Origin of the sequence: Microbacterium sp. MYb62 (assembly GCF_002979475.1) — a bacterium.
GTDB lineage: Bacteria > Actinomycetota > Actinomycetes > Actinomycetales > Microbacteriaceae > Microbacterium.
The window spans coordinates 18,274-43,791 of record NZ_PCOY01000003.1 but is presented as its reverse complement, the minus strand read 5'-3'; the positions used below and the strand labels follow the sequence as shown (position 1 = coordinate 43,791).

The following is a 25,518-nucleotide window of genomic DNA, read 5'->3' as shown; positions in this document are numbered from 1 at the left end:
AGCGTGCGGATCCCTTCGGATCGGTGCTCAGGCGCCCCAGCCTGCCTGAACGCCGCCCACGCGCTCGGCGGCGATCTTCTCCTGGTAGCCGGAGGCGAGGTAGGCGGCCATCGGGTCGCCAGCGAGGCCGCGCGACTCGCGCCACTCGGCGAGGGCCGGGCGCACGTCGGTGTAGAAGGCATCCATGAAGACGGCATTCGCGGCGAGCACGTCGCCCGACTTCTGCGCGGCGGTGAGCGCGTCGCGGTCGACCAGCAGTGCGCGGGCGGTCATCTCCTGCACGTTCAGCACGGAGCGGATCTGGCCGGGGATCTTGTCCTCGACGTTGTGGCACTGGTCGAGCATGAACGCCACGTCGGGGTTGTTCAGTCCGCCGCCGCGGATGACCTCGAAGAGGATGCGGAACAACTGGAACGGGTCGGCCGCCCCCACGATCAGGTCGTCGTCGGCGTAGAAGCGCGAGTTGAAGTCGAACGATCCGAGCTTTCCGAGGCGCAGCAGCTGCATCACGATGAACTCGATGTTCGTGCCGGGGGCGTGGTGGCCGGTGTCGAGGCACACCATCGCCTTGTCGCCGAGCGAGGTCACCTGCGCGTACGAAGTGCCCCAGTCCGGAACATCGGTGTGGTAGAAAGCCGGCTCGAAGAACTTGTACTCCAGCACCAGCCGCTGGTCGTCGCCGAGACGCGCGTAGATCTTCTGCAGGGAGTCCTGCAGGCGGTCCTGCCGACCGCGAAGGTCGGCCTGACCCGGGTAGTTGGAGCCCTCGGCCAGCCAGATCTTGAGGTCGCGGCTTCCCGTCGCATCCATGACGTCGATGCACGCGAGGTGGTGGTCGATGGCCTTCCGGCGGATGGCGGCGTCTTCGTGTGTGAGCGCGCCGAACTTGTAGTCGTCGTCTTGGAACGTGTTCGAGTTGACGGTGCCGAGCGTGACGCCGAGGTCTTCCGCGTGCGTGCGCAGGTCGGCGAACGAGTCGACCAGGTCCCACGGGATGTGCAGCGCGACGGTGGGAGCGAGCGCGGTGTAGGCGTTGACCTGCGCCGCGTCCGCGATCTTCTCCCACGGATCGCGGGGAGTTCCGGGAGTGCCGAACACCTTGAACCGGGTGCCGGAGTTGCCGAATGCCCAGCTGGGGAGCTCGATGCCCTGCTTCTCGAGGACGGCGAGATGGTCGGGGGTGAGGATGCTCACGATGCACTGCCTTCGTTGGTATCGGGGGACGCGAACCCTGAATCGTTTCAACGCTCATGCTAGGTCGCTCATCCCGCACGCGTCAAGCGTCGAGACGGAGGCAGCCACGGGACCGTCGACCGACCGGCGCACGCGTGCGGCTGCCGGTACACTCTCGGACAGCATCCGGAACCGGCGAGGAGCAGCAGTGGCAGTGAGTGTGCGTGACGTCGCGGCGGCGGCGGGGGTGTCGGTCGGCACCGTGTCGAACGTCATGAACCAGCCGGAGAAGGTCTCGGCGACGACGGTGGAGCGGGTGCAGGCGGTGATCGCCCAGCTCGGGTTCGTGCGCAACGATGCCGCGCGACAGCTGCGGGCCGGACGCAGCCGAAGCATCGGGCTGGTCGTGCCCGACGCGGGCAACCCGTTCTTCGCGGATGTCGCCCGCGGGGCAGAAGCCCGCGCGGACGACGACATGCTCGCCGTGCTGCTCGGCAACAGCGATGAAGACCCGTCGCGGGAGGACAACTACCTCGATCTGTTCCGCGAACAGCGGGTGAACGGTGTGCTCATCACCCCGGCATCCGACGACATCGACAAGCTGTTGCGGGTGCAGGCTGCCGGCATCCCCGTGGTCCTGGTGGACCGCGAAGTGCCGGGATCCGCATTCTGCTCGGTGTCGGTCGACGACGTCGAAGGCGGCTTCCTCGCAGCTCAGCACCTCCTGCAGATCGGTCGACGACGGCTCGCCTTCGTCGGCGGGCCGGGAGCGATCGCGCAGGTCGCGCACCGCCTCGAAGGAGCTCGGCGCGCGGTCGACGAGGTGCCGGGTGCGACACTCGAAGTGATCTCGATGCCAGGGCTCACGGTGCTGCACGGTCGGGCGGCCGGTGAGGAGATCGCCACGCGTGCGGTGGCGCATCGGCCGGATGCCGTCTTCGCCGCGAACGACCTGCTCGCGGTCGGGCTGCTGCAGGCGCTGACGATGTTCCGCACGATTCGCGTGCCGGAGGACATCGCGCTCGTCGGCTACGACGACATCGACTTCGCCGCGGCGACGGTCGTGCCGCTGACCTCGGTCCGGCAGCCGGCCCAGCTGATCGGGCGCACGGCGGTCGAGCTCCTGCTGCGGTCGATCAGCGACCCTGACGGTGACTACGACCGTCGAGTGCGGTTCCGCCCCGAGCTGATCGTGCGGGAGTCGACCTCCGGCTGACGGTCAGGCCTCGGCCGGCCTCATGCTGTCGCGGTCATCGCGATAGACGCACCGATCGCGTATGCCCGCCGTGCCCGAGTTCCTCGGTGGCGACACCGGGCAGATCGAGTTCCGCGCTCGCACCGACGGGGACACGGACGTCGACCACGAGCTCGTCGTCTGCGAGACGCCACGCGATCGAGGCATCCCCATACGGAGTCCGTTGCGTCGCCGAGGCATGCGTCACCCCTCCGCCCGGCCGCGGGGCGAAGCGGATGCGACGGTAGCCGGGCTCTGCGGGGGCGATCCCCGCGACGGTGCGGTGCAGCCAGTCGGCCACTGCACCGAGTGCGTAATGGTTGAACGAGGTCATCGTCCCGGGGTTGACGGTGCCGTCCGGCAGCAGCGCATCCCATCGCTCCCAGATCGTGGTCGCGCCCTGCACGACCTGATAGAGCCACGACGGGCAGCCCTGTTCGAGCAGCAGGTCGTAGGCGGTGTCGGTGTGCCCCGTCAGGGTGAGGGCATCGCTGACGAGCGGCGTGCCGACGAAGCCGGTCGCGATGCGGTTGCCGGATGCGCGGACGAGCTCGGCGAGACGGGACCCCGCGACCGCACGCTGTGCCTCGTCGGCGAACAGATCGAAGACGATGCCCAGAGCGTAGGCGGTCTGCGCATCCGAGGTCATCGTGCCGTCGGGCTTCACGTAGGCCGCACGGAACGCGGCCGCGACCTCGGCGGCGAGGATGCCGTAGCGCTCCGCCTCGGCAGCGCGGCCGAGCACCCGAGCCATATCGGCCACGGCGCGCGCCGACCGGGCGAAGTATGCCGTCGCGACGAGGTATCGGTCCGTGCGCGCATCGCCGGGGTCCTGCGGGGGAGCGGCGGGGTCGAGCCAGTCGCCCAGCTGGAAGCCTTCGTTCCAGAGGCGGTCGGATCCGGCGGTGGAGTCGACCTTGTCGACCCATCGGCGGGCGCTCTCGAACTGGGCGGCCAGCACGCCCTCGTCCCCGAAGCGCTGATACAGGGTCCACGGCAGCAGCGTCGCGACGTCGCCCCACGCGGCACCCGGCCGGATCGGGGACCAGGTCTTGTGTGCGGGGATCACCGGCACGAACCAGGGGACCGTGCCGTCGGGCAGCTGATCGGCCTCCACATCGCGAAGCCATCCGGTCAGCATCCCCGAGACGTCGAACAGCGTCGCCGCGGTCGGGCCGAAGACCTGGATGTCACCCGTCCAGCCCACACGCTCGTCGCGCTGCGGGCAGTCGGTGGGGATGTCGACGAAGTTGCCGCGCATGCCCCACACGACGTTGCGGTGCAGCTGCTCGACCAGCGGATCAGTGCACCTGAACCATCCGGTGCGCTCGAGGTCGGTGTGCAGCACCCGCGCGGTGAGCGCACCGGCGACGGCATCCGCATCGAGGTCTCCCGGCCATCCGGAGACCTCGGCGTAGCGGAACCCGTGGAACGTGAAGCGCGGTTCCCACTCCTCCGGATCGGTCCGGCCGGCGAGTGTGTAGGCATCGCTGGAGCGCGCGCTGCGCAGGGGACGCGTGTAGATCTCGCCGTCCTGGAGGACCTCGGCGGTGCGCAGGACGACGGTCGCTCCGCGGGGCCCGGTGACGCGGATGCGGACCCGTCCGACGAGGTTCTGTCCGAAGTCGAGGATGCGCGCGCCACTGGGCGAGGTGAGCACGGCGATCGGCGCCACCTCTTCGGTCACCCGGACCGGCGGGCCGGTCGGTGCGACCAGAGTGCGCGGGTCGCGTTCGCGTACGGCGACCGGCAGCCAGCGGGAGTCGTCGAACGATCCGGTCGACCAGCCGGGCAGCTCCTCGCGGGCGTCGTAGTCCTCGCCGTCGTAGATGCCCGAGCGGAGGATGGGGGAGAGGGCCGTCTTCCAGTTGCCGTCGGTCCCGACGGTCTCGCGCCGCCCGTCGACGTAGGTGATCTCCAGCTGGCCGAGGAACGACAGGTCGCTGCCGAAGACGTTGCGGTAGCCGCCGCGCCAACCGAGCCGACCGCGGTACCAGCCGTCGCCGAGCCACGCACCGAGCGCATTCTCTCCCTCGGCGAGCAGATCGGTCACGTCGTAGGTGTAGTACCGCAGGCGTTCGCGATAGACGGTCCATCCGGGAGACAGCGTGTCCGAGCCGACGCGGACTCCATTGATCTCGGCTTCGTACAGTCCGTGCGCGGTGGCGTAGAGTCGCGCGCGGGCGACGGGGCCGTCGATGCGGAAGCCGGTGCGCACCAGCGTCGCGCGCCGTGCGTCGCTCTCCGGGTCCTCATCGAGGTCGGCGCCGATCGGCCTCGCCGACCAGTCCGCTGCGTGCAGCAGCCCGACCTCCACCCGTGTCGCTGGGCTCGCCGCCGACCACGAGCCGTCCGTGCCCTGCACGGCGACGCGCACGGCGGCCCACTCACGCGAGCGGAGCGCACGACTCGGCCACGGAACCAGCACCTGGTCGGCGGAGTCGACCTCGATCGTCTCCTCGCCGTCGGCGCGCGTCACGGTGACGGCATATCGCTGCGGGTGCCAGTCGGCGGGAGCATCCGCGATCGTCCAGCTCAGCCGAGGACGTGACTCGCCGATGCCGAGCGGCTCCCGATGGTGTTCGATGCGCGGCGCGGAGACGGTCGTCATGATCCTCATCCTCGCCGACACCGGGTCAGGTCGTGGACGCCTCGCTGTGACGCCGTCGGAGGTCATGGGCGCTCGGTATCCCCTTCGAGAACAAGAGCGAGACGAGACTGATGAGGATCAGCCCGAAGAACGCGATACGCAGCGATGACAGTTGCGATTCGCGATAGACGGTCGCGAGTGTGTCCGCGTCGACGTCACTCAGCCCGGCATCCTCTGCGATGGCGGCCACGTCGGCGGCCGGCACGATCGTGACGCCGTGCTGCGTGGCGCTGGCCACGGTCGCCTTCGTGGGGTCGGGCAGGTCGCTCGCGGCGACACCCGACGCGAACGAGGCCGACAGCGCGCCGATGAGGATGGAGCCGATGAGCGCTGTCCCGAGAGAGGAACCGAGGTTCTGGAACACCCCCTGCAGGCCGCCAACCTCACTCGTCTCCTTCTCCGTCACGCTCGACATGTTCACGTTCCCGAGCTGTGAGGCGAGCAGCCCGAGTGCGGCGCCCGCGAGGAACATCCCGGTGGCGAAGAAGCCGCTGCGCAGGTCGCTGGTGGCGGAGCCGAGCAGGATGAGCGCGCTGAAGACGAGGACCACCTGTCCGATCCGCACGACCGTGCGAGGGGAGAGCCTGCGCGAGAGACGGGTGCCGACGATGGAGAACAACACGAGGGCGATCGAGAGCGGGAAGATGCGGATGCCGGTCTCCAGCGCATCGAGACCGAGTGTCATCTGCAGATACACCGGCACCATGAAGAACAACCCGGCGGTCACGGTGTACTGCGCCCCGAGCACGGACAGCCCGCTGCGGAGCGACGAGATCGAGAACATCCCCACGTGCACGAGCGGTGCTCGGCCGGCGCCTTCGAGAAGGTGCTGTCGGGAGAGGAACAGTGCGAGCAACACGACACCGAGAACGATGAACCAGGCGGCGGGGGAGATGCCGAGCGGGACGATCTCGACACCGCCGACCACGGGCGGATGCACCGGAAGGATCCATCCCCACGTCTTGCTCTGGAGCATCCCGAACACCACGGAGACGAGTCCGACGGAGGACAGCGCGACGCTGAGGACGTCGATGCGTGCGCTCTGCCTCGGCGTCGGATCGGTGATGATCCGTGCACACAGCACCACGGCGACCATGATGAAGACTTCGGCGACGAACACATAGCGCCAGTCGAAGTACGTCGTCACGAATCCGCCGATGAGGGGTCCCGCCGCGACGGCTGCGCCGGACACCGCGCCGATGATCGCGAAGGCCGTGATGCGTTCTCGGCCGCGGTAGTTGTCGGCGACGAGTGCCGCGATCGCCGGGATGACGAGCACGGCGCCGAGTCCCTCGACGATCGACCATCCGAGGAAGAGGAACTGCACGTTCGGACTCAGCGCGGTGATCAGCGAACCGGCGGCGTACACGCAGGACCCGATGACGAACGCGCGGCGTCGACCCCATATGTCGCCGAGTTTGGCGCCCAGCAGCATGAACGCGGCCATGGTGAGGGTGTAGAAGGTGATGGCGCCCTGCATCGCGGCGACCGTGGTGTCGAGGTCGGACACCACGGTCGATATCGACACGTTCATCACGGTGCCGTCGAGCACCATCACGAACTGCGCGGAGCCGAGGACCGCGATGACGCCCCACCTCTTCATGACCGCTCCTTCGACGATGAGAACGTCTCGTCGACGTCGTTCATGTCGAAGATCAGAGGGCGCTCCTGCGTGCCGAACAGACCGAAGCCCGTCAGATACGCGTCACCGACCTCGTCGGCGAATCCGGTTCCCGCCATGTCGCACCTCGCTCCCGTGTGTCGACGGCGCGGGAGCCGGAAGGCCGGAGGAGGAGGGCCTCCGGTCGGGTGCGGGCGGCGTCGCTGTGCTCAGCGTGACACCGTGCGACGCGGACAGCGGACGCGCTTCACCCCTTTCGGGCGATGCATCCGGCGGCGCCCGACGACGGGCGTCCGACCCTTTCGTGTTCAGACGGGCGTGCTGCGCTTCGCGCTCGCACCCCGCATGATCCGGGCCACGGCTGTGATGAGGAAGAACTGGCCGGTGATCGCCTCCGCGACGGCGATCCCCTGTCCCGTGCTGCCTTCCGGAACCAGGTTCCCGTAGCCGGTCGTGGTCAGCGCGGTGAAGGAGAAGAACAGCTGGTTGCCGAGGGAGTCCGGGCTCCCTTCGCCGAAGATGGGGTCAGCGGAGATCTGGGACATCAGGTTGTAGACGAAGGCGAAGAACATCCCGACGAGGATGTAGGCGGTGACCGCCGCCAACAGCGCCTCCAGGTCGAGGCCGCGCCGGTTGACCTGGTGCGCGATGATCGCCCACGGCGCGACGAGCAGAGCGACCATCGACGCCGCTGAGAGCGGGATGGCGAGCACCGGTCCGTCGACGCCGAAGAGGGTGGCGACGACGGCGGCCGCACCGGCGACCGAGAGCACCACCCACGAGACGCGCTGCACGAGATGCCGGGCTCGTGTCACGTAGAAGACCATGGCGACCGTCGCGAGCATGGCCAGGAAGGCCCACGGACTCGGATCGGTGCTCGGCTGTATCGCGCACAGGCCGTACGAGACGATGAGCAGCCCGAGGATGACCGCGTAGCCGAGGGACTGGCCCTCGCGCCCGCGAAGCGAGGGGATGTCGACGTGCTCGGCATTCGCCGTGTCTGTCGGGGCCATGACTGATCCTCTTCCGCGCGGGGGACACGTCGTGCCCACGATGTGCGGCAAGTATCCCAGCGAGCGTGCGCATCCCGTCTCAGCGTGGGTGCGCGTCGGCCAGAAGAGGAGTGGGATGCTCCGGTTCGTCACCACTCGCCGGACCCGTTATGATGGCTAGGTGCATCCGTGCTTTCGGGTCGGATGCCTGGAGACGTCGCATAGTCCGGCCGAGTGCACCACCCTGCTAAGGTGGAGTCCCCTCACGGGGACCAGGGGTTCAAATCCCCTCGTCTCCGCACTTTCTTCCTCGCTCGCGGCCCTCGCCGTCGCCATCCACGGCAGACTCGAAGCATGTTCCGCGACATCACGACCATCGTCTTCGATGTGCTCGGCACCCTGGTCGACGAGCCTCGGGGGCTTCGCTCCGCGATCGACGAAGCAGTGGGCCCGGCGGGCGACTCCGATGAACTGCTCGGCGTCTGGCAGGAGCACATCGAGGGGGAGCAGCGACGCATCGCGCGGGGTTCCCGGTCGTATGCCGACACCGAGGTTCTCGACCGCGAGGCGGCGGCCCGGGTGGCGGACGCAGCAGGCATCACCGACCCCGCGGCCATCGCCCGTCTCGCCACGGCGGCTCGACGGCTGCCGGCGTGGGCAGACTCGGCCGAAGGGATCAGAGACCTCGCGCGGCGCTTCCGCGTGCTCGGACTCTCGAACGCGAGCGAGGAGTCGTTGCACCGTCTCGGCGAGCACGCCGATCTGCGCTGGCACCAGGCGCTCTCGGCCGATACCGTCCGTGCCTACAAGCCGGCTCCCGAGGTGTACGGGCTCGCTGTCGATGCCGCGGGTGGTGATCCCTCGCGCGTGCTCATGGTCGCCGCCCACGCCTGGGATCTGCGAGGTGCGCAGGCGGTGGGGATGCGGACCGCGTATGTGCATCGACCCGTCGGGGATCCGCCCGTGCCGACCGACGCGTTCGACGGGGCGTTCGACGATCTGCGGCAGCTGGCCGGCGCACTTCCCTGACGGGGAGCGGCGCGGATCCGGCACGCGAACTCAGAGCCCGTGCACCTGCACGAACGTGTTGCAGAGCTGACGGATCCACTGGTTCTCGATGAGGCCGTCGACTTCGGTGCGCCAGAGCGCCGAGATCGTGAAGCGCGGCATCTGCAGGGGGACGGGGGAGACCCGCAGCCCGTACATCTCGCCCGCGCGCACGGCGACATGCTCGGGGATCGTCGCGATCACGGGGAGGTCGAGCAGGATCGGCCCGATGCCGCTGAAGTGGCTGATCGTGCACAGGGTGTTGCGCTGGTGCCCCATCGCGGCGAGGACCTCGTCGACCCAGCCGCGCTGAAGGTCGAACGAGACGCGGAGATGACGCGTCTCGATGTACTCGCGCGTGGTGAGTGGATTCGACAGATTCAGGAGCCGTGGGTTGTGCACGCACCGGTAGTCGCCGGAGAACATCGGCTCGGCGCGGAAGTCGGCAGCCATGTGGGCGGGGGTCGTGGTGAGCACGACGTCGATCAGCGGGTCGTCGAGTGTCGTCCGCCACAGGTGACTATTCGTCTGGTGGATGGCGAAGTTCACACTCCAGTTGTGATCGAGCTTCTGTCGCGCGACCCACGGCCCGAAGAGCATCTCGATGTCGTCGGACATCGCGAGATGGAACGTGCGCGAGCTCTGCCACGGCTCGAACTCGACGTCGTCGAGGATGACCGCCGCGATGGTGCTGAGGCTCGGTCCGATGCTCAGCGACAGGGAAAGTGCCTTGGGCGTCGGTGTCATGCCTGAGCGCGAACGTTCGAACAGTGGGTCGTCGAACAGCTTGCGCAACCGGCCGAGCGCCGCGCTCACGGCGCTCTGCGAAAGGCTCAGCTTGTAGCCCGCTCGGGTGACGCTGCCCTCTTGCATGAGGGCCTGAAACACGACGAGAAGGTTGAGGTCGACCTGATGTAAATCGATTCTGTTGATACTGGCCATGATAAACATCGGTTTGACTGTTGTCGAGGTGGGCCGCACATTGGGGGTGAGACTTCATCTGTGACCAAAGGAGATCACGCACATGGACGACACCAGGACCGACCGGTCGGACCCGGCCGCCGCCGCGCATCCGGTGACGGCGACCACCGCTCTGACGAGATCCGACCGCACGCGCCGGATGGTGGCCGTCGGCATCGGCAACTTCATGGAGTGGTTCGATTTCGCCATCTACGGCTACTTCGCCGCGATCATCGGTGCGCAGTTCTTCCCCTCGGGCAACGCGACGGCCGAGATGCTCTCGGCCCTCGCCGTCTTCGCCGTGGGCTTCGTGTCCCGACCGTTCGGCGCGCTCATCCTCGGACCGCTCGGCGACCGACTCGGTCGGAGGAGCGTGCTCATCATCACCGTGCTCGGTATGGGCATCGTCACCACGCTGATCGGCTTGACCCCGTCGTTCGCGTCGATCGGGATCGCGGCGCCGATCATCATCGTCATCCTGCGTCTGCTGCAGGGCGGGTTCGCGGGAAGCGAATGGACGAGCGCCGCCGCGTACATCGGAGAGAGTGCTCCGACGAAGAAGCGCGCGATCTACGCGAGCGTCGTCACCGGCACGGCCGGGCTCGCCTTCCTGGTCGGCACCGTCACCGCCGCGACCCTCACCGTCGCGATCCCCGAGGACGCCCTCAACACGTGGGGCTGGCGCATCCCGTTCATCGGCTCGCTACTGATGGCCGTCATCGCGATCTACATCCGCCGGAAGCTCGTCGACACCCCGGTGTTCGAAGAGCTGGAGCGCAAGCGCGCGTCGAACACGATCGAGCACACTCCCACGTCGGCGAAGGTGAAGGCCTTCGTGATGACGCTCGCCTTCTCCGGTGTCTTCGGCGTGAGCCTCTATTACCTGATCACGTACATGAACAACTTCCTGTCCGGCCCCGTCGGCATGCCCCGCGTCGATGCCCTCGTCGTCTGCGGGATCGTGATGGCGATCTACGTCGCCTTCAACCCGCTCGTCGGCCTCGTCGTCGACCGCATCGGGCGCCGACCGGTGCTCTTCACCGGCCTGATCGGTCTCGTCGTCTGGAGCGTCCCCGCATTCTGGCTCATGAGCACGGCGAACCCGTGGCTCGCGGGGATCGCGATGGTGCCGTTCGCACTGTTCGTCGCCTGCACCGCGGTGGTGAACAACGTGCTGCTGGTCGAGGTGTTCCCGGCCTCGATCCGCGCGACAGGATCGGCGATCGGCTACAACGTCGCCTACGCCGTGCTCGCGGGTCCCGGACCGCTCATCGCCGCAGCCCTGGTCGCCGGCACCGGGATCCTCATCTCGCCCGCCTTCTACGTGATCGCCGTCGCCGCTCTCGCCACCGTCATCCTTCTGCCCACGTTGAAGGAGACCAAGGGGATCGACATCTCCCGTGGCTGAGCGATCGACCACACCGAAATCGGACAGGACAGAGGAGGACAGGATGCCGGAGATGCGAAGGGTCGCCGTCGTACAGGCGGCGACGATCCCGTTCGACGCGGAAGCGTCGACCGACAAGGCGGTCCATCTGCTCGCGGAGGCCGCCGAGGGCGGCGCGACGGTGGTCGTCTTCCCCGAGGCGTTCATCGGCGGCTATCCCAAGGGGAGTACATTCGGGTCGCCGGTGGGGATCAGGACCGAGCGGGGCAGGGACGAGTATCGACGTTACGCCGACGCCGCGGTCGAGATCGATGGCGCCGAGCTGGCCCGTCTCTCCGAAGCAGCCCGCGCTCAGGGGGTGTTCGTGGTCATCGGGGTCATCGAGCGCCTCGGGAACACGCTGTACTGCACGGCGGTCATGATCGATCCGAGCGTGGGCGTCGCAGGACTGCATCGCAAGCTCATGCCGACCGGCGCGGAACGGCTGATCTGGGGGTTCGGCGACGGATCGACGCTCGACACGGTCGAGTCGCCCGCCGGACGAATCGGCACGGTCATCTGCTGGGAGAACTACATGCCCCTCCTCCGGCAGGCGATGTACGCGAAGGGCGTCGAGCTGTACTGCGCTCCCACCGCCGACGATCGGCCGACCTGGGCGGCGACCATGACGCACATCGCCATGGAGGGCCGTACCCATGTGCTGTCCGCGTGCCAGTTCATCACCAAGGACGCCTATCCGGCCGACCATCCGTTCGACACCGACCTCCCGCATGGCGAGACCGTGATGCGCGGCGGCAGCATGATCGTCGCCCCCTCGGGAGAGGTCCTGGCCGGCCCGATCTTCGACGAGGAGACGATCCTCTACGCCGACATCGACCAGGGCCGGAAGGCGCGGTCCCACCTCGACTTCGACGCCGTCGGGCACTATGCGCGCCCCGACGTGTTCGAGCTCCGGATCAACACGCGGGCGCAGCGCTCCGTCGTCTTCGACTGAGCGGGCCCCGCAGTGACGAGAGAAAGGCGACACATGTCGACGACCCTGTTCATCGGCCTCGGCCACATGGGATCCCCCATGGCGACCCGGCACTCGCGGGAGCACCGCACCGCTGTCTTCGACCTGTCCGCCGACGCGGTCGCGCAGGTGGTGGCCTCCGGGGGCGCCACGGCGGTCGACGCCCTCGATCACCTCCCGGAAGGCATCGACACGGTCATCCTGATGCTGCCGACCAGCAGGCATGTCGAGCACACGCTCCTCGGCGCGCAGGGTCTGCTGCAGGCGCTGCCGTCCGGCTCGCTCGTGATCGACATGGGATCGAGCGAACCGGACAGCACCCGCGCCCTGGCGACCGAAGCCTCCAGGCACGGCATCGACTACGTCGACGCGCCCGTGTCCGGGGGCGTGCCCAAAGCCGACTCGGGCGAACTGGCGATCATGGTCGGCGGCACGCCCGCCGCCGTCGAGCGTGCCCTCCCGCATCTGAAGGTTCTGGGTTCCTCGATCCTGCATGTCGGGCCGGCGGGCGCCGGCGACGCGGCCAAAGCGCTGAACAACCTCGTCAGCGCGAGCAACATCGCCGTCGCGAGCGAGGCTCTCTCGATCGCCGACCGCTTCGGCATCGACCCGGCCACGATGACCTCCGTCCTCAACGAGGCCACCGGCCGCAGCCAGGCCACGGAGCTGAAATTCCCCCGGTACATCCTCACGGGGTCGTTCGACAGCGGCTTCGCCTACGACCTCATGCTCAAAGACATGACGATCGCGATGGGCATCGCCGACGGACTGGACACCCCGGTCGTCGACACCGTGTTCGCGCAGCTGCGCTCGTCTCGGGGCCGTCTCGGCGAGAAGCCCGACCACACCGAGATTGGCCGACTCTATGGACTCGGCGCGACCTCGCAGCCCCCCACCCAGAAGGAGACCTCGAAGTGAGCGACACCACCGCATCCCCCGACCCCCAGACCTACATCGACGACATGGCGGCGAAGCGCGGATACGTGCTCGATTACCACAAGGTGATGGCGAAGCAGGATTTCCCCGTTCTCCAGGCCGCCAACCACATCGTGTCCGCCGCGTATCTGGACCAGCGCACGCTCGACCGCAAGACGAAGGAACTCATCTTCATCGTCTCGCTCACCGTCATGCGGGCGTCGAAGGGACACATCCAATCGCACATCCGCGTCGCCCTCGACCTCGGACTGACGCCGACCGAGATCCTGGAGGCGATCGAGATCGCCCTTCCCGAGGCGGGGATCGTCGCCTTCCAGACCGGGTTCGAGGCGTGGCGCGAGGTCGTCGGCGCCGACGGCATCGAACCGAGCATCGCAGTGCATCAGGGCGGGTCCGGCGAATAGGCCGCGAACATCGTCGAGGCTCGGAGGGATCAGATGTCGGAAGCACGGACCGCGGCACCCGAATGGCAGGTCGTGATCGTCAAACACGGAACGCGGAGCACGACCCGTTCCGAGGCCTTCATGAACCATGCGTTCTACGACGAGCCGGACGGCCCGTTCCGCCTCGACTACTTCTTCTGGGTCCTCCGCGACGGCGACGACGTGGTGATCGTCGACACCGGGTACTCAGGAGCCGAAGGAGACAGACGGGGCCGCGATGTGCTCGTCGACCCGATCGAGGCGGTCCGCGCGCTCGGTATCGATCCCCTCGCGGGGCATCCGGTGGTGATCACCCACGCCCACTACGACCACATCGGCAACGTCGCGGCCTTCGCCAACTCGCCGATCCACATCGCCCGCGCCGAGCTGGACTTCTGGACGGGACGGATGGCCGACAAGACGCTGTTCGCGCACTTCGGCGACCCGACCACGGTCGAAGCGCTCGCGCGTGCTCGCGAGGAGGGTCGGCTCGAAGCGTTCGCCGATCACGTGGACGTCGCACCGGGCGTGAGAGTGACGGCGGTCGGTGGTCACACCCCCGGCCAGGCCATCGTCGAGGTGCAGACCAGCGAGGGGGCGGTGGTCCTCGCGAGCGATGCGATGCACTTCCACGAGGAGCTGGAGGGGGACAAGCTCTTCCAGTCGATGGCGGATCTCCCGTTGTCGTTCGAGGTGCTGGAGGAGCTGCGCTCGCGCCCCGTCGCCCACCTGGTCAGCGGCCACGACGCAGGCGAGCTGGCACGGCACACCCCGCTGGGCGGCGCCCTGGACGGACTCGCCGCGACGATCGGCATCCGACGATGAGCGATCGCTGGGAGCGCGCCACCTCCGCACCACAGCTGCATGCGCTCCTGCCGGGCGTCGAGACGGTCTTCGCGATCGAGGGCCGTACCTGGTCTGTCGTGCTCTCCGCCCGGGGAGGCCGCATGCACGCGGACGCGCGCGCGGCGGGGCGAGACGCGGTCAACTTCTCCCTCCGCGCGACGGACGAGGTGTGGGAACGCGTCCTCCAGGAGCGTCCGACGCCGGGATGGCAGAGCGTCGTGCATCTCGTCCGCACGGGGAGCATCCTCGTGGACGGCGACCAGCGGGAGTACCTGCGGCACCTGCATGTGGTGCGCGCGGTGATCGAAGGTGCGCGGTCCCCGGATCGGAGCGACCATGCCGAGCCTCGACGTCCGCTCGCAGCAGTCGGCGGGTACCACCGCGTCAGCTCGGCGCTCGGGACCGCCGATGTGTACGTCGAGCGGTGCGGCTCCGGCCCGCCGCTGCTCGCCCTCGCGACGGCGGGCAGCGACACGTCGCAGTGGCACGGACTCATCACCGAGAGCGATCTGACGGATCGCCATGAGCTCATCACGGTCGATCTGCCCTGGCACGGCAGGTCGAGCCCCGCGTTCGGCGCTCCCGCAGGCGCCTGGGTGCTCACGCCCGAGCACTACACGGACTTCCTCGTCGCTGTCGCGGACACCCTCGGGCTCGCCCGCCCGACGCTCGTCGGCGCCTCGATGGCGGGAGCCGCGGTGGTGCACGCCATCGCCACCCGTCAAGGTCGCTTCGCCGGGGCGGTGGCATGTCAGGTCGGGCATCGGGTCCAGAACCGGATGGCACCGGAGCTCCGTGCTGCCGACATCGATCCGTCGACCTTCGTGCCGGAGTGGACGTACGGCCTGATGAACCCGGCCTCGCCTGCGACCTTCCGCACGCGCGTCTGGTGGGGCTACTCCTCGGGCGGGCACGGGCTCTACGCAGCCGACATCGACTCCTACCTGCAATGGGACTTCGACGCCGTCGCGGATCTCCTCACGCCCGCCAGCCCGCATATCGCGGTGCTCAGCGGCAGCTACGACACGAGCGTCACGCCGGAGGACTCGCGGGCGCTCGCCGCGGCCATCCCGAACGCGTCGTTCGCCGAGATGCCCGAGCTCGGGCACTTCCCCCATGCGGAGAATCCGGCGCGCTTCGCCGTGCACCTGGAAGCGGCACTCGCGCGCCTGGCGGCGGCGTCGCAGCGCACGCCGAGGGGCTGAGCGCGCCGTCACGCGTTCAGCCCCTCGCCCTGTGGTGGACGCGCCGTCCCCCCCTAGCTCGCGAGCAGCCGCTCGACGCGCGGCGCGACCTCGGTCGCGAGAAGGGTGAGCGACTCGAGGAAATGCTCCTGCGGGAGGCCGCCGATGTCCATCTGGATGAAGTGCCGGGAGTGCCCCATGTGCTGTTGGAGGTGCACGATGCGGCTCGCGATCTCGTCGGGGTCGCCGACGTAGAAAGCGCCACCGGGCTGCGCTTGTGCTTCGAAGGCGCTCCGCTGCGGCGGTGCCCAGCCGCGGAGGCGGCCCATCTCGACGTTCAGATTGTGCCACCCGGGGTAGAAGCGGTCCATCGCCTCCTTCTTGGTGGGGGCGATCAGCCCGAGCGCGCCCACGGACACCTTGATGTCGTCGCCGGTGTGGCCGGCTTGTGCAGCCGAGCGGCGGTAGAGGTCGGCGAGCGGGGCGAAACGGTGCGGCTCGCCGCCGATGATGCCGTAGGCGATCGGCAGGCCCAGGCGTCCGGCGCGGACGGAGGATGCCGCGTTGCCTCCGGTCGCAAGCCAGATGGGCAGCGTTCCGCGCACGGGGCGCGGCACCACGGCCAGTTCGTCGAGAGCGGGGCGGACCGTGCCCGACCAGGTCACATCCGCGGTCGCGCTCTCGTTGATGGTCATCAGCAGGTCGAGCTTCTGGGCGTAGAGGTCGTCGTAGTCATGGAGGTCGTACCCGAACAGCGGGAACGTCTCGACCGACGATCCGCGTCCTGCGGTGATCTCGACGCGCCCGCCGCCCGAGACGGCATCGGCGATCGCGAACTGCTGGAAGACGCGCACCGGGTCGTCCGTGCCGATGATGCTCGCGCCGCTGCCCAGGATGATCTGCGTCGTCGCGGCTGCCGCGGCGGCGATGACCGCGCCGGGGGAGGACGCCGGCATGCTGACGGTGTGGTGCTCGCCGACGGCGAAGTAGTCGAGGCCGACCTTGTCGGCATGCACGATGGCCTCGTGCAGGTTCCGGATGGCTTCCGCTGTCGACCGCGGGGTGCCGTCTTCGTTCAAGGGGGTGTCGCCGAAACTGTAGGCGCCGATCTGCATGGGAACTCCTGTGTCGAGGGGATGGTCAGGCGCGGGTCGCGCCGGTGAGGGATGAGGTGCCGAGGTGCTGTTCGGCCTCGGCGGCGAGGTCGGCGGCGGCGTGGTGTCCGCCGAAGATCGGGGTCCCGGGCTGGAAGGCCGTCCCGGTCCGGAGCGCGCCGGTGACGACCGGATCGAATCCGAGCCGGTCGATCATCTCGGCGACGGCGCGGACGGCGGCGTCGTCGTCGCCCGCGATGCCGAGGGCGCGGCGCGCGGGATCCCCGTCGGGTCGGGCGTCGACCTCCAGGAAGTGGTAGCCAATGTGGTTCAGCGTCTTCACGACCTGTGCGCCCGTGAAGTGTCCCTGCACGATCGTGCTGCTTCCGTGCGGGGCGGCATCGAAGTCCGCGAGTCTCCCGTCCGTCGGCTCCCAGTGGTTCATCGTGTCGACGACGACCTTTCCGTCCAGGAGGGTCGAGGGGATGGACCGGAACTTGTGCAGCGGCACGGCCACGACGACGATCTCGCCGTGTGCGGCCGCGTCTTCCGCCGACATCGCCTGCGCGCCGGGGGCGATCACGTCGACGAGCAGCTCGATGTCCGCGGCGGGTCCGGATGCCGCGATCGCCACGTCATAGCCTGCCGCGATCGCGGAGCGTGCGATCGCCGTCCCCACCCGTCCCGCTCCGAGTATGCCGATCCTGTTCACCGTGCACTCCGCCTTTCGACTCTTCGACGCTCGTGCGTCTTGATCCAGCTTCGGAGCATCGCCCTCGTCCCACCAGCCGGTGGTAAGCTGCTTACTAATAGTTAGGGGATTGTCGTGGCGGAGATCGTGCACATCGACGAGGAGGAGTGCCGTCGGTTCCAGGCATCCGCCGAGCTCGCAGGGCGCAAATGGAACGCGGCGATCCTGCTCGCAGGCGTGCGCGGAGCCCGTCGGTTCTCGGAGTATCACGCGCTCATCGATGGAATCTCCGACCGGTTGCTCTCGGCGAGGTTGAAGGAACTCGAGCAGGAAGGACTGGTCGTGCGCGACGTGCAGCCGACCACTCCGGTCACGATCAGCTACGAGCTCACCGAGTCGGGGCGGCGGCTCATCTCGTTGCTGCATCCGCTGGTGAACTGGAGCCGCCACCACGATGAGCGCGCGGCGGCGGGGGTCTCCCGCTAGTCGGACTCCGCGCGCTCCGACGAGGTTCGCTGCGTTCCGCGCGCCCCTCGGGTAGTCTCGCCCGCATGGCCACCGCAACGACGCAGACCCACAAACGCGAGGCCTTCGGCTCGCGGAACGTGTTCATCCTCTCGGCGATCGGCTCCGCGGTCGGTCTCGGGAACATCTGGCGGTTCCCGTACGTCGCCTATGAGGGCGGCGGTGGTGCCTTCTTGATTCCGTACCTGTGCGCCCTGCTCACCGCCGGCATCCCCCTGCTCTTCTTCGACTACGCGATCGGCCATCGATTCCGCGGGTCGGCGCCGCTGGCCTTCCGGCGCATGCACCGCGCGGCAGAGCCCCTGGGGTGGTGGCAGGTGCTCATCTGCGTCGTGATCGCCGTGTACTACGCGGTCATCATCGCCTGGGCCGCCATGTACACCTGGTTCTCGGCTCAGCTCACGTGGGGCGCGGGCAACGAGAACGACTTCTTCTTCATCGACTTCCTGCGTTCGGCCGACGTCGCCGAGGTCGGCGTCTCCACCGAGTTCGTGCCGCAGGTCGGCATCCCCCTCGTGGTCGTCTGGCTCATCGTGATCGTCATCATGGCGCTGGGCGTGAAGCGCGGCATCGGCAGGGCGAACATGATCCTGATGCCGCTCCTCACCGTGATGTTCGCGATCCTGGTGGTGCAGTCGCTGTTCCTCCCCGGGGCGATGGACGGGCTCAACGCCTTCTTCACCCCGAACTGGGAAGCGCTGGCCGATCCCGGGGTCTGGGCGTCGGCCTACGGGCACATCTTCTTCTCCCTGTCGGTCGCCTTCGGCATCATGGTCACCTACTCCTCTTACCTGAAGCGCAAGACCGACCTGACCGGATCCGGTCTCGTCGTCGCGTTCGCGAACTCCGGCTTCGAGATCCTCGCCGGCATCGGCGTCTTCGCCGCACTCGGATTCATGGCGCAGGCGCAGGGAACGGAGGTCGCCGGAGTCGCTTCCTCCGGCATCGGACTCGCCTTCATCGCCTTCCCGACGATCGTCTCGCAGGCCACCGGCGGGTCGATCATCGGCGTGCTGTTCTTCGGAGCGCTGGTGTTCGCGGGCATCACCTCATTGATCTCGATCCTCGAGGTGATCGTGGCCGCCCTGCAGGACAAGCTCGGCTGGGCGCGCGTGCGCACGACCCTCACGGTCGCCATTCCGCTCGCGATCGTCTCGATGGCTCTGTTCTCGACGACGACGGCGCTGTCGGTCCTCGATACGGCGGACGCCTTCGTCAATGCCTTCGGCATCATGGCGGTCGCGCTCGTGGCCGTGATCATCGTGGCCTGGCTGCTGCACAAGCTGCCGGTACTGGTGGAACACCTCAACCGGCGCTCGAGCTTCCGCGTCGGGCTCCTGTGGAAGGTGCTCGTCGGGATGCTCGCGCCGCTCGTCCTCGGCTACCTCCTCGTGTCCGAGCTCATCACGAAGATCTCCGAGCCCTACAGCGGCTATCCCGCCTGGTTCCTCGCCATCTTCGGCTGGGGGATGGTGGTCGCGCTGGTCGTGCTGGCGCTGGTGCTCTCGGCGCTGCCCTGGAGCGGGCGCTCCCATGCGAAGGACGACCCCGAGTATGACGAGTTCCTCGTCGAAGAGAAGTACGAGCCGGACGCGGAGACGTCGTCGATCCCGATGATCGACACCACGACGAAGGGAGCAGGAGCATGACTCCGATCGCGATCGTCATGATGATCATCGCCATGGTCACGGTGTGGGGCGGCCTGGTGGCCGGGATCGTGAACCTCGCACGTCACCCGGAGGAGGCGGAGACGGAACCCGCTCCGCCCGTCGAGCTCTGACCCGTGCGCTGACGGCGTGCCGACCGCATCCGATCGGAGAAGTCGGGTGCGCGGGATGAGGGCGCTGTGACGATGGTGGGGAAAGGAGGACCTCATGATCGGCACGCTCAACGCCCTGGTCGACCTCGTCGAAGCGCTCGGCACGGATGAGGAGATCGACGTCGCGGCCTTCGCCGGCGACCACGGCACGACGGAGTATCACCTGCGCCGGATGTTCTCGGCACTCGCGGGTATGCCGCTCTCGGAATACGTGCGCCGTCGTCGGATGACGCACGCCGGGGCGGAGCTCGCGGCCGGTGCCCCGAATCTGCTCGACGTGGCCGTGCGGCACGGGTACGGCTCGGTCGAGGCGTTCGGGCGCGCGTTCCGCGCGGTGCACGGGATCGGCCCGGCCGATGCGCGCCGTGACGGGGGTCCTCTCCGCACACAACCCACGCTCCGGTTCCGCCTGAGCGTCGAAGGGAGCATCCCCATGGACGTCACCATCGCCCACAGTCCCGCCCTCGTCCTCGTCGGTCACGCCGCCGAGGTTCCGCTCATCCACGAGGGCGTCAACCCGCACATCCAGGCGCACATCGCCGCGATCCCCCCGGAGGAGCACGCCCGCCTCAAGGAGCTGGGCGATGCCGAGCCCTCGGGCATCCTGGCCGTCACCGCCGACATCGAGCCGGACGCCCCGGAGGGGGCCCTGCTCACCTACCTGCACGGCGTCGCCGTGCAGGCGACGACACCGGTTCCGGATGACCTCGACGCGCTCCCGCTGGAAGGCGGGTCCTGGGCGGTCTTCGCCGCGCGCGGGCCGTTCCCGACGACGCTGCAGAACCTCTGGGCGGCGACGGCCACCGAGTGGTTCCCGTCGAATCCCTGGCGGCTGCGACCGGGTCCCTCGATCGTGCGCTATCTCGAGTTCACGGGCGACTTCGCCTCGTGCGAGCTCTGGCTCCCGGTCGAACAGGGCTGAGTCCGACAGCGCACGGGGTGAACACGGCGCGGGCGGTGCCTGCTCGGCCTCGCCCGTGTCCGCCCCCCGTGCGACACTGGGCGCACGATCCAGGGAGGCACGTCATGACGGCGATCGACCCCAAGAAGACACTCGACGCGTACCGCGCGAAGCGGGGCGAGTTCCGCGTCGTCGAGGTGCCTCCGATGCAGTATCTGATGATCGACGGCGCGGGCGACCCGAACACCTCTCCCGCCTACAGGGACGCGGTCTCGGCCCTGTTCCCGGTGGCGTATGCGCTGAAGTTCGCGAGTCGGAACGATCTCGGCGTCGACACGGTGGTGATGCCGCTCGAAGGGCTCTGGCATGCGCCGGACATGGAGTCGTTCACCTCGCGGCGCGACAAGTCGGCCTGGATGTGGACGATGATGATCATGGTCGGCGATCACATCACGGCGCCGATGTTCGCCGCCGCCGTGGAGACCGTGACGCAGAAGGCCGCGAAGAAGGAGCAGCCCATCCCCGCGCTGCATTCCGTGCGGCTCGAGAGGCTCGACGAGGGCACCTGCGTGCAGACGCTGCATGTCGGCCCCTTCGACGACGAGGGCCCGGTGCTCGACGACCTGCACCACCGCTTCTTCCCCGAGAACGGATTGCAGATGCGGGGACTGCATCACGAGATCTATCTGAGCGACCTGCGCCGCACCGATCCGGCGAAGCTGCGCACCATCCTCCGGCAGCCCGTGGCATCGGGCGCCTGAGCGGTGGACGCCTCGAAATCAAGCCCCTCCGCGGCTTCCGGCGCGACGGATACGCTGCAACGATGAGCACGGTCAAGCACGCGGCGCGCGTCGCCCAGAGGTCGGCGGCGTTCCGACGGATCGCCCGCGTCGGTTTCGTCGTCCTCGGCCTCATCCACGTCATCATCGGATCGATCGCGATCTCCATCGCGGCCGGTGCGTCGGGCGACGCCGACCAGGACGGCGCGATGGAGCAGATCCGACAGAATCCGATCGGAGGGCTGCTGCTCGTCCTCGTCGCCTCCGGCCTGATCGCGCTGGCGGTGTGGCAGATCGCGAGCGCTTTTCTCGCGACCGATCCCGCCGAGACGAAGAAGTGGGGTCAGCGCGTCAAACTCTTCGGCATCGCCCTCACCTACCTCGTGATCGCGGGTATGGCGCTCATCTACGCCGTGGGTGGCGACGCCGAGTCGGAGACGGCCTCGAAGACGCTGAGCGCGGTTCTCCTGTCCGCACCGGGAGGGGTCGCGCTCCTCGTCGTGGTCGGCCTCTCCGTGGTCGGCGTCGGCGTGGGCTTCGTCGTCGGCGGCTTCACACGAGGTTTCGAGAAGCTCCTCGATCTGCCGTCGGGTGCTGCGCGCCGCGGCATCGTGACACTCGGTGTGATCGGCTACGTCGGCAAGGGGATCGCGGTGGCCGTGACCGGAGTGCTCTTCGTCGTGGCGGCCGCCACCCAGGACCCGGAGAAGGGTGCGGGGTTGGATGCCGCGCTGCACAGTCTGCTGGATCTGCCCCTCGGCGGTCTCCTCCTGGGAGCAGTCGGCGCGGGCTTCGCGGTCTACGGCGTCTTCTGCATCGCGCGGGCCCGCTTCGCCCGCATGTGACCGCGACCTCGCCGCGCACTCAGGCGGTCGCGGGCTTCTCACTCCACACGAGCAGGAACGCGCCGAGGGCGATCATCAGTCCGCCACCGGTCGCGCCCATCGCCTCGATGCGTCGAGGGGAGCGGCCGAACCAGCTCCGGGCGGCGCTCGCGAGGAGCACCCACACCGTGTCGCAGGCCACCCCGATCACCACGACGATCACCCCGAGCAGGAAGAGCTGCGCGGGGACGGAGCCGGCGTGCAGATCCACGAACTGCGGCAGGATCGCGAGGAAGAACGCGATCGACTTCGGGTTGGTGACGCCCACCACGAATCCCTCGGTGAGCAGCCGCCAGCCGGAGCGACTCGTCTGCGGGCTCACCATCGCCCTGGCGGCGTCCTTTCGATGCCTGATGGCCTGGATGCCGAGGAAGATCAGGTAGCCGGCACCGAGCACCTTGACGATCGTGAACAGCACGATCGACTGGGCGATCACGGTTCCCACGCCGAGCGCGACGGCCACGACGAGGACGATCGAGCCGATCGCCGTGCCGAGGATGCTGAGGAATCCGCCCATCCGGCCGAGCGCCATGGCCCGGCCGATCGTGAACAGCACGGTCGGTCCGGGGATCACCACCATGACGAACGCCGCGATGATGAAGGCGAGCAGCGCATCCGGGGCGATCATGGGACGAGCCTAGAGGTGCGGGCGCCGGGCGGTCGAGACCCGCGCGCCCGGCGCCGGCCCGTCAGGCCTGTCCCCAGAACCGATCCTCTGCGTCCTGGTCTTCGCTCATCAGCCAGACCTCGACGATGCGGCCGTCAGCGACGCGGAACACGTCGACGCCGTGCTGGTCGAGGTCGTCGTGCCCCTCACGCTGCGCGCGGAAGCGCACGGTGGCCGCGACGAGGTCGCCGCTCTCGGTCGCCGAGTCGGTCTCGAGGGCGAACGTGCCGGCGCTGAGCTGCAGGAAGCGGCCGAGGTGCGCGAGGATCGCGTCGGGGCCGACATGGTCGCCGGAGACCTGACTCGCTCCGGGCTGATGCCAGACGGCATCCGGATGGAAGGTCGCGGCCAGCGCCTCCATGTCTCCTGCGGCCATGGCCGCACCGTACTGTCCTACGACGTCGATAGCCGACATGATGCTCCTTCTCGATGGGTCGGTACTCTGGAGCATCCAGCGTCTCGCCAGAGGCGCGGTTACTTCAACGTCACCGGAGGAGCGTCGCATGTCGAGCGAATGGACAGTGTTCTCCGCCCGGTGCCCGTCGCGCGCGTCACTCGCCCGCATAGCGAACAAGTGGACCGCGATGATCGTCGTCCTCCTGCACGACGAACCGCTGCGTTTCGGCGAGCTGCACCACCGGATGGACGGGATCACGAAGAAGGTGCTCGTCGACACCCTGCGTGCGCTCGAACGCGACGGGATGCTGGAGCGCGCCGTCGGCGACGACGGTCATTCCCGCTACCTGCTCACCCTGCTCGGACGGACCCTCCATGAGCCGCTCCAGGCGCTGCAGGTCTGGGCGGAGTCGCATGTCGAGGATGTCCGCGATGCGCAGGACCGCTACGACGAGGTCGCCGACGCGAAGATGCTCGAGGGGCACTGACCCCCTGCGCCCCACCCCTCGCCCGCAGGTGGGAAACTGGGACGATGAGCGCTTTTGCCGGTGTCGACGTCATCGCCCCCTTGAACGAGGCCGAGGTGCGGCGCATCCGGGGGGACTTCCCCATCCTGGGTGCGCGGGTGCACGGGCATCCTCTCGTGTACCTGGACTCGGGCGCGACGTCGCAGCGCCCGACCGCGGTGATGGATGCCGAGCGGGACTTCGCGACCTCCATGAACTCCGCTGTGCACCGCGGCGCGCACACGCTCGCCGCTGAAGCGACCGAGCTGTTCGAAGACGCCCGCGCCGCCGTCGCGCGATTCGTGGGCGCCGCCGACGACGAGATCGTCTGGACGTCGAACGCGACCGAGGCGATCAACCTCGTCGCCTATTCGCTGTCGAACGCGTCGCTCGGGCGTGGAGGAGCAGCCGCCGAGCGCTTCCGGCTCCGCGAGGGCGACGAGGTCGTGACGACCGAGATGGAGCACCACGCGAACCTCATCCCGTGGCAGGAACTGGCAGCGCGCACCGGGGCGACGCTGAAGGTCATCCCGCTCGACGACGACGGAGCCCTGCGACTCGATGTCGCCGCCGAGCTGATCACCCCGCGCACGAAGCTCGTCGCGTTCACGCACGTCTCCAACGTGCTCGGCGTCATCAACCCCGTCGAACAGCTGGTCGCGCTGGCGCGCGAAGTCGGCGCGCTGACGATGCTCGACGCCTGCCAGTCGGCGCCGCATCTGCCCCTCGACGTCCGTGCCCTCGATGTCGACTTCGCCGTGTTCTCCGGTCACAAGATGCTCGGTCCGACCGGCATCGGCGCGCTCTACGGTCGTCGCGAGGTGTTGGCCGCCATGCCCCCGTTCCTGACCGGCGGCTCGATGATCACGACGGTCACCACGACCGAGGCCGAGTACCTCCCGCCGCCGCAGCGCTTCGAGGCCGGCACACAGCGTGTCTCGCAGGCGATCGCGCTCGCCGCTGCCGTCGGCTATCTGACCGAGGTGGGGATGCCGCGCATCGCCGCGCACGAGGCCGCCTTCGGGCGCCGACTCGTCGACGGGCTGAGCGCGATCGACGGCGTGCGTGTGCTCGGCGCCGGCATCGACCTGCCTCGCGTGGGCCTCGCGGCGTTCGACGTCGACGGTATCCACTCGCACGATGTCGGCCAGTTCCTCGACGATCTCGGTATCGCCGTGCGCGTCGGCCACCACTGCGCCCAGCCGCTGCACCGCCGCCTGGGCGTGACCTCGTCGACCAGGGCGAGCACCTACCTGTACACGACAGACGCCGAGGTGGATGCTGTGATCGACGGCGTCGCCGGCGCCATCGACTTCTTCCGGAGGGGCGCATGAGCGACCTGCAGAACCTTTACCAGGAGCTGATCCTGGACCACTCGCGCACCCCGCACGGCTACGGACTGCGCGAGGAGATCGCGGCGCAGTCGCACCAGCTGAACCCGACCTGCGGCGACGAGATCACTCTGCAGGTGCATCGCGACGCCGACGGCGGCGTCGAGGCGATCGCGTGGGAAGGGCACGGCTGTGCGATCTCGCAGGCGTCGGCTTCGCTGCTCGCCGAGCTCGCCGAGGGGCTGAGCGTCGAAGACCTCGAGATCCGGATCGCGGCGTTCCGCGAAGCGATGCGCTCCCGCGGAAAGATCGAGCCGGACGAAGAACTGCTCGGCGATGCGGCAGCTCTCGGCGGGGTCTCGAAGTACGTCGCCCGCGTGAAGTGCGCCATGCTCGCCTGGGTCGCCGCGGAGGACGCGCTCACCCGCAGCTGAGAGCAGAACGGATGGTCGTCGCGCGCC

27 protein-coding genes and 1 tRNA gene are annotated in these 25,518 nt (G+C 68.6%); 18 read left to right on the top strand and 10 right to left on the bottom strand.

The window, feature by feature from the left end:
• Positions 1-27 precede the first annotated feature (27 nt).
• Entirely contained in the window at positions 28-1,194 is a 1,167-nt protein-coding gene (rhaI, locus tag CQ042_RS05085) for an L-rhamnose isomerase (RefSeq protein ID WP_105669366.1), read from the bottom strand.
• A 187-nt stretch (positions 1,195-1,381) separates the two neighbouring features.
• Between rhaI and CQ042_RS05080 the strand changes: the two genes are divergently transcribed.
• The gene (locus CQ042_RS05080) at positions 1,382-2,389 is read left to right on the top strand and encodes a LacI family DNA-binding transcriptional regulator (RefSeq protein WP_105669364.1); all 1,008 of its coding nucleotides are present in this window, start codon (positions 1,382-1,384) and stop codon (positions 2,387-2,389) included.
• A gap of 34 nt (positions 2,390-2,423) precedes the next feature.
• Here the strand turns inward: CQ042_RS05080 and CQ042_RS05075 are convergent, their stop codons facing one another.
• The 4 genes from CQ042_RS05075 to CQ042_RS05065 all read right to left on the bottom strand — a co-directional run bounded on the left by CQ042_RS05075 (position 2,424) and on the right by CQ042_RS05065 (position 7,691).
• Positions 2,424-5,018 (bottom strand): alpha-L-rhamnosidase, encoded by a 2,595-nt coding sequence (locus CQ042_RS05075; RefSeq protein WP_105669361.1) that lies wholly within the window; start codon positions 5,016-5,018, stop codon positions 2,424-2,426.
• A gap of 25 nt (positions 5,019-5,043) precedes the next feature.
• A complete protein-coding gene (locus CQ042_RS05070; RefSeq protein WP_105669359.1) occupies positions 5,044-6,660 on the bottom strand; it encodes an MFS transporter in 1,617 nt (538 codons plus the stop codon).
• A complete protein-coding gene (locus CQ042_RS20275; RefSeq protein ID WP_146115346.1) occupies positions 6,657-6,797 on the bottom strand; it encodes a DUF2252 family protein in 141 nt (46 codons plus the stop codon). Before CQ042_RS20275 ends, CQ042_RS05070 begins: the two co-directional genes overlap by 4 nt.
• A gap of 189 nt (positions 6,798-6,986) precedes the next feature.
• Positions 6,987-7,691: a potassium channel family protein gene (locus tag CQ042_RS05065; RefSeq protein WP_258132039.1), complete on the bottom strand. Its 705-nt coding sequence runs from the start codon at positions 7,689-7,691 to the stop codon at positions 6,987-6,989.
• A gap of 189 nt (positions 7,692-7,880) precedes the next feature.
• Between CQ042_RS05065 and CQ042_RS05060 the strand changes: the two genes are divergently transcribed.
• Together CQ042_RS05060 and CQ042_RS05055 are read left to right on the top strand one after the other, a co-directional pair.
• Positions 7,881-7,969: transfer RNA gene (locus tag CQ042_RS05060), tRNA-Ser, on the top strand.
• A gap of 55 nt (positions 7,970-8,024) precedes the next feature.
• Positions 8,025-8,699: a haloacid dehalogenase type II gene (locus tag CQ042_RS05055; RefSeq protein WP_105669357.1), complete on the top strand. Its 675-nt coding sequence runs from the start codon at positions 8,025-8,027 to the stop codon at positions 8,697-8,699.
• Between the two features lie 30 nt (positions 8,700-8,729).
• Here the strand turns inward: CQ042_RS05055 and CQ042_RS05050 are convergent, their stop codons facing one another.
• Entirely contained in the window at positions 8,730-9,659 is a 930-nt protein-coding gene (locus tag CQ042_RS05050; RefSeq protein WP_181157453.1) for a LysR family transcriptional regulator, read from the bottom strand.
• Positions 9,660-9,741: 82 nt separating this feature from the next.
• On the opposite strand from CQ042_RS05050, the gene CQ042_RS05045 reads away from it, so the two are divergent.
• From CQ042_RS05045 to CQ042_RS05020, 6 genes are read left to right on the top strand one after another with little or no spacing between them, the layout of a single operon-like run.
• Positions 9,742-11,085, top strand: coding sequence for an MFS transporter (locus CQ042_RS05045; RefSeq protein WP_219844812.1), 1,344 nt, complete (start codon positions 9,742-9,744; stop codon positions 11,083-11,085).
• Positions 11,086-11,128: 43 nt separating this feature from the next.
• The gene (locus tag CQ042_RS05040; RefSeq protein ID WP_258132038.1) at positions 11,129-12,058 is read left to right on the top strand and encodes a carbon-nitrogen hydrolase family protein; all 930 of its coding nucleotides are present in this window, start codon (positions 11,129-11,131) and stop codon (positions 12,056-12,058) included.
• A 33-nt stretch (positions 12,059-12,091) separates the two neighbouring features.
• A complete protein-coding gene (locus CQ042_RS05035; RefSeq protein WP_105669354.1) occupies positions 12,092-12,994 on the top strand; it encodes an NAD(P)-dependent oxidoreductase in 903 nt (300 codons plus the stop codon).
• Positions 12,991-13,416: a carboxymuconolactone decarboxylase family protein gene (locus CQ042_RS05030; protein ID WP_258132037.1), complete on the top strand. Its 426-nt coding sequence runs from the start codon at positions 12,991-12,993 to the stop codon at positions 13,414-13,416. The genes CQ042_RS05035 and CQ042_RS05030 overlap by 4 nt, the downstream gene beginning before the upstream one ends.
• A gap of 33 nt (positions 13,417-13,449) precedes the next feature.
• On the top strand, positions 13,450-14,259 hold the full coding sequence (locus CQ042_RS05025) for an N-acyl homoserine lactonase family protein (RefSeq protein ID WP_105669353.1): 810 nt from the start codon (positions 13,450-13,452) through the stop codon (positions 14,257-14,259).
• The gene (locus tag CQ042_RS05020; protein WP_105669351.1) at positions 14,256-15,485 is read left to right on the top strand and encodes an alpha/beta fold hydrolase; all 1,230 of its coding nucleotides are present in this window, start codon (positions 14,256-14,258) and stop codon (positions 15,483-15,485) included. The genes CQ042_RS05025 and CQ042_RS05020 overlap by 4 nt, the downstream gene beginning before the upstream one ends.
• A 53-nt stretch (positions 15,486-15,538) precedes the next feature.
• Here the strand turns inward: CQ042_RS05020 and CQ042_RS05015 are convergent, their stop codons facing one another.
• Together CQ042_RS05015 and CQ042_RS05010 are read right to left on the bottom strand one after the other, a co-directional pair.
• A complete protein-coding gene (locus CQ042_RS05015; protein ID WP_105669350.1) occupies positions 15,539-16,579 on the bottom strand; it encodes an LLM class flavin-dependent oxidoreductase in 1,041 nt (346 codons plus the stop codon).
• A 25-nt stretch (positions 16,580-16,604) separates the two neighbouring features.
• On the bottom strand, positions 16,605-17,402 hold the full coding sequence (locus tag CQ042_RS05010) for an NADPH-dependent F420 reductase (RefSeq protein WP_258132036.1): 798 nt from the start codon (positions 17,400-17,402) through the stop codon (positions 16,605-16,607).
• Here CQ042_RS05010 and CQ042_RS05005 point away from each other — a divergent pair.
• From CQ042_RS05005 to CQ042_RS04980, 6 genes are all read left to right on the top strand, one after another.
• On the top strand, positions 17,385-17,735 hold the full coding sequence (locus tag CQ042_RS05005; RefSeq protein ID WP_258132035.1) for a helix-turn-helix domain-containing protein: 351 nt from the start codon (positions 17,385-17,387) through the stop codon (positions 17,733-17,735). The two genes, CQ042_RS05010 and CQ042_RS05005, sit on opposite strands and share 18 nt — an antisense overlap.
• Before the next feature lie 65 nt (positions 17,736-17,800).
• Positions 17,801-19,423 carry a sodium-dependent transporter gene (locus tag CQ042_RS05000; RefSeq protein WP_105669345.1) on the top strand — a complete coding sequence of 541 codons (1,623 nt, stop codon included), beginning with the start codon at positions 17,801-17,803 and terminating at the stop codon, positions 19,421-19,423.
• Positions 19,420-19,554, top strand: a complete 135-nt coding sequence (locus CQ042_RS04995; protein WP_105669343.1) for a methionine/alanine import family NSS transporter small subunit — start codon at positions 19,420-19,422, stop codon at positions 19,552-19,554. The genes CQ042_RS05000 and CQ042_RS04995 overlap by 4 nt, the downstream gene beginning before the upstream one ends.
• A 94-nt stretch (positions 19,555-19,648) precedes the next feature.
• Entirely contained in the window at positions 19,649-20,515 is an 867-nt protein-coding gene (locus tag CQ042_RS04990; RefSeq protein ID WP_105669342.1) for a GyrI-like domain-containing protein, read from the top strand.
• Between the two features lie 104 nt (positions 20,516-20,619).
• The gene (locus CQ042_RS04985) at positions 20,620-21,255 is read left to right on the top strand and encodes a GyrI-like domain-containing protein (RefSeq protein WP_105669340.1); all 636 of its coding nucleotides are present in this window, start codon (positions 20,620-20,622) and stop codon (positions 21,253-21,255) included.
• A gap of 62 nt (positions 21,256-21,317) precedes the next feature.
• On the top strand, positions 21,318-22,118 hold the full coding sequence (locus CQ042_RS04980; RefSeq protein ID WP_105669339.1) for a DUF1206 domain-containing protein: 801 nt from the start codon (positions 21,318-21,320) through the stop codon (positions 22,116-22,118).
• 19 nt (positions 22,119-22,137) lie between these two features.
• Here CQ042_RS04980 and CQ042_RS04975 read toward each other — a convergent pair whose 3' ends face one another.
• Together CQ042_RS04975 and CQ042_RS04970 are read right to left on the bottom strand one after the other, a co-directional pair.
• Positions 22,138-22,785, bottom strand: a complete 648-nt coding sequence (locus tag CQ042_RS04975) for a LysE family translocator (RefSeq protein ID WP_105669337.1) — start codon at positions 22,783-22,785, stop codon at positions 22,138-22,140.
• A gap of 61 nt (positions 22,786-22,846) precedes the next feature.
• Positions 22,847-23,239 carry a nuclear transport factor 2 family protein gene (locus CQ042_RS04970; protein WP_105669335.1) on the bottom strand — a complete coding sequence of 131 codons (393 nt, stop codon included), beginning with the start codon at positions 23,237-23,239 and terminating at the stop codon, positions 22,847-22,849.
• Positions 23,240-23,327: 88 nt separating this feature from the next.
• On the opposite strand from CQ042_RS04970, the gene CQ042_RS04965 reads away from it, so the two are divergent.
• The 3 genes from CQ042_RS04965 to sufU are packed head-to-tail and all read left to right on the top strand — an operon-like array spanning position 23,328 to position 25,491.
• Complete coding sequence (locus CQ042_RS04965; protein ID WP_105669333.1) at positions 23,328-23,708, top strand: helix-turn-helix domain-containing protein; 381 nt, start codon at positions 23,328-23,330, stop codon at positions 23,706-23,708.
• 44 nt (positions 23,709-23,752) lie between these two features.
• Entirely contained in the window at positions 23,753-25,060 is a 1,308-nt protein-coding gene (locus CQ042_RS04960; RefSeq protein ID WP_105669332.1) for an aminotransferase class V-fold PLP-dependent enzyme, read from the top strand.
• The gene (gene sufU, locus CQ042_RS04955; RefSeq protein WP_105669330.1) at positions 25,057-25,491 is read left to right on the top strand and encodes a Fe-S cluster assembly sulfur transfer protein SufU; all 435 of its coding nucleotides are present in this window, start codon (positions 25,057-25,059) and stop codon (positions 25,489-25,491) included. The genes CQ042_RS04960 and sufU overlap by 4 nt, the downstream gene beginning before the upstream one ends.
• Positions 25,492-25,518: the final 27 nt, after the last annotated feature.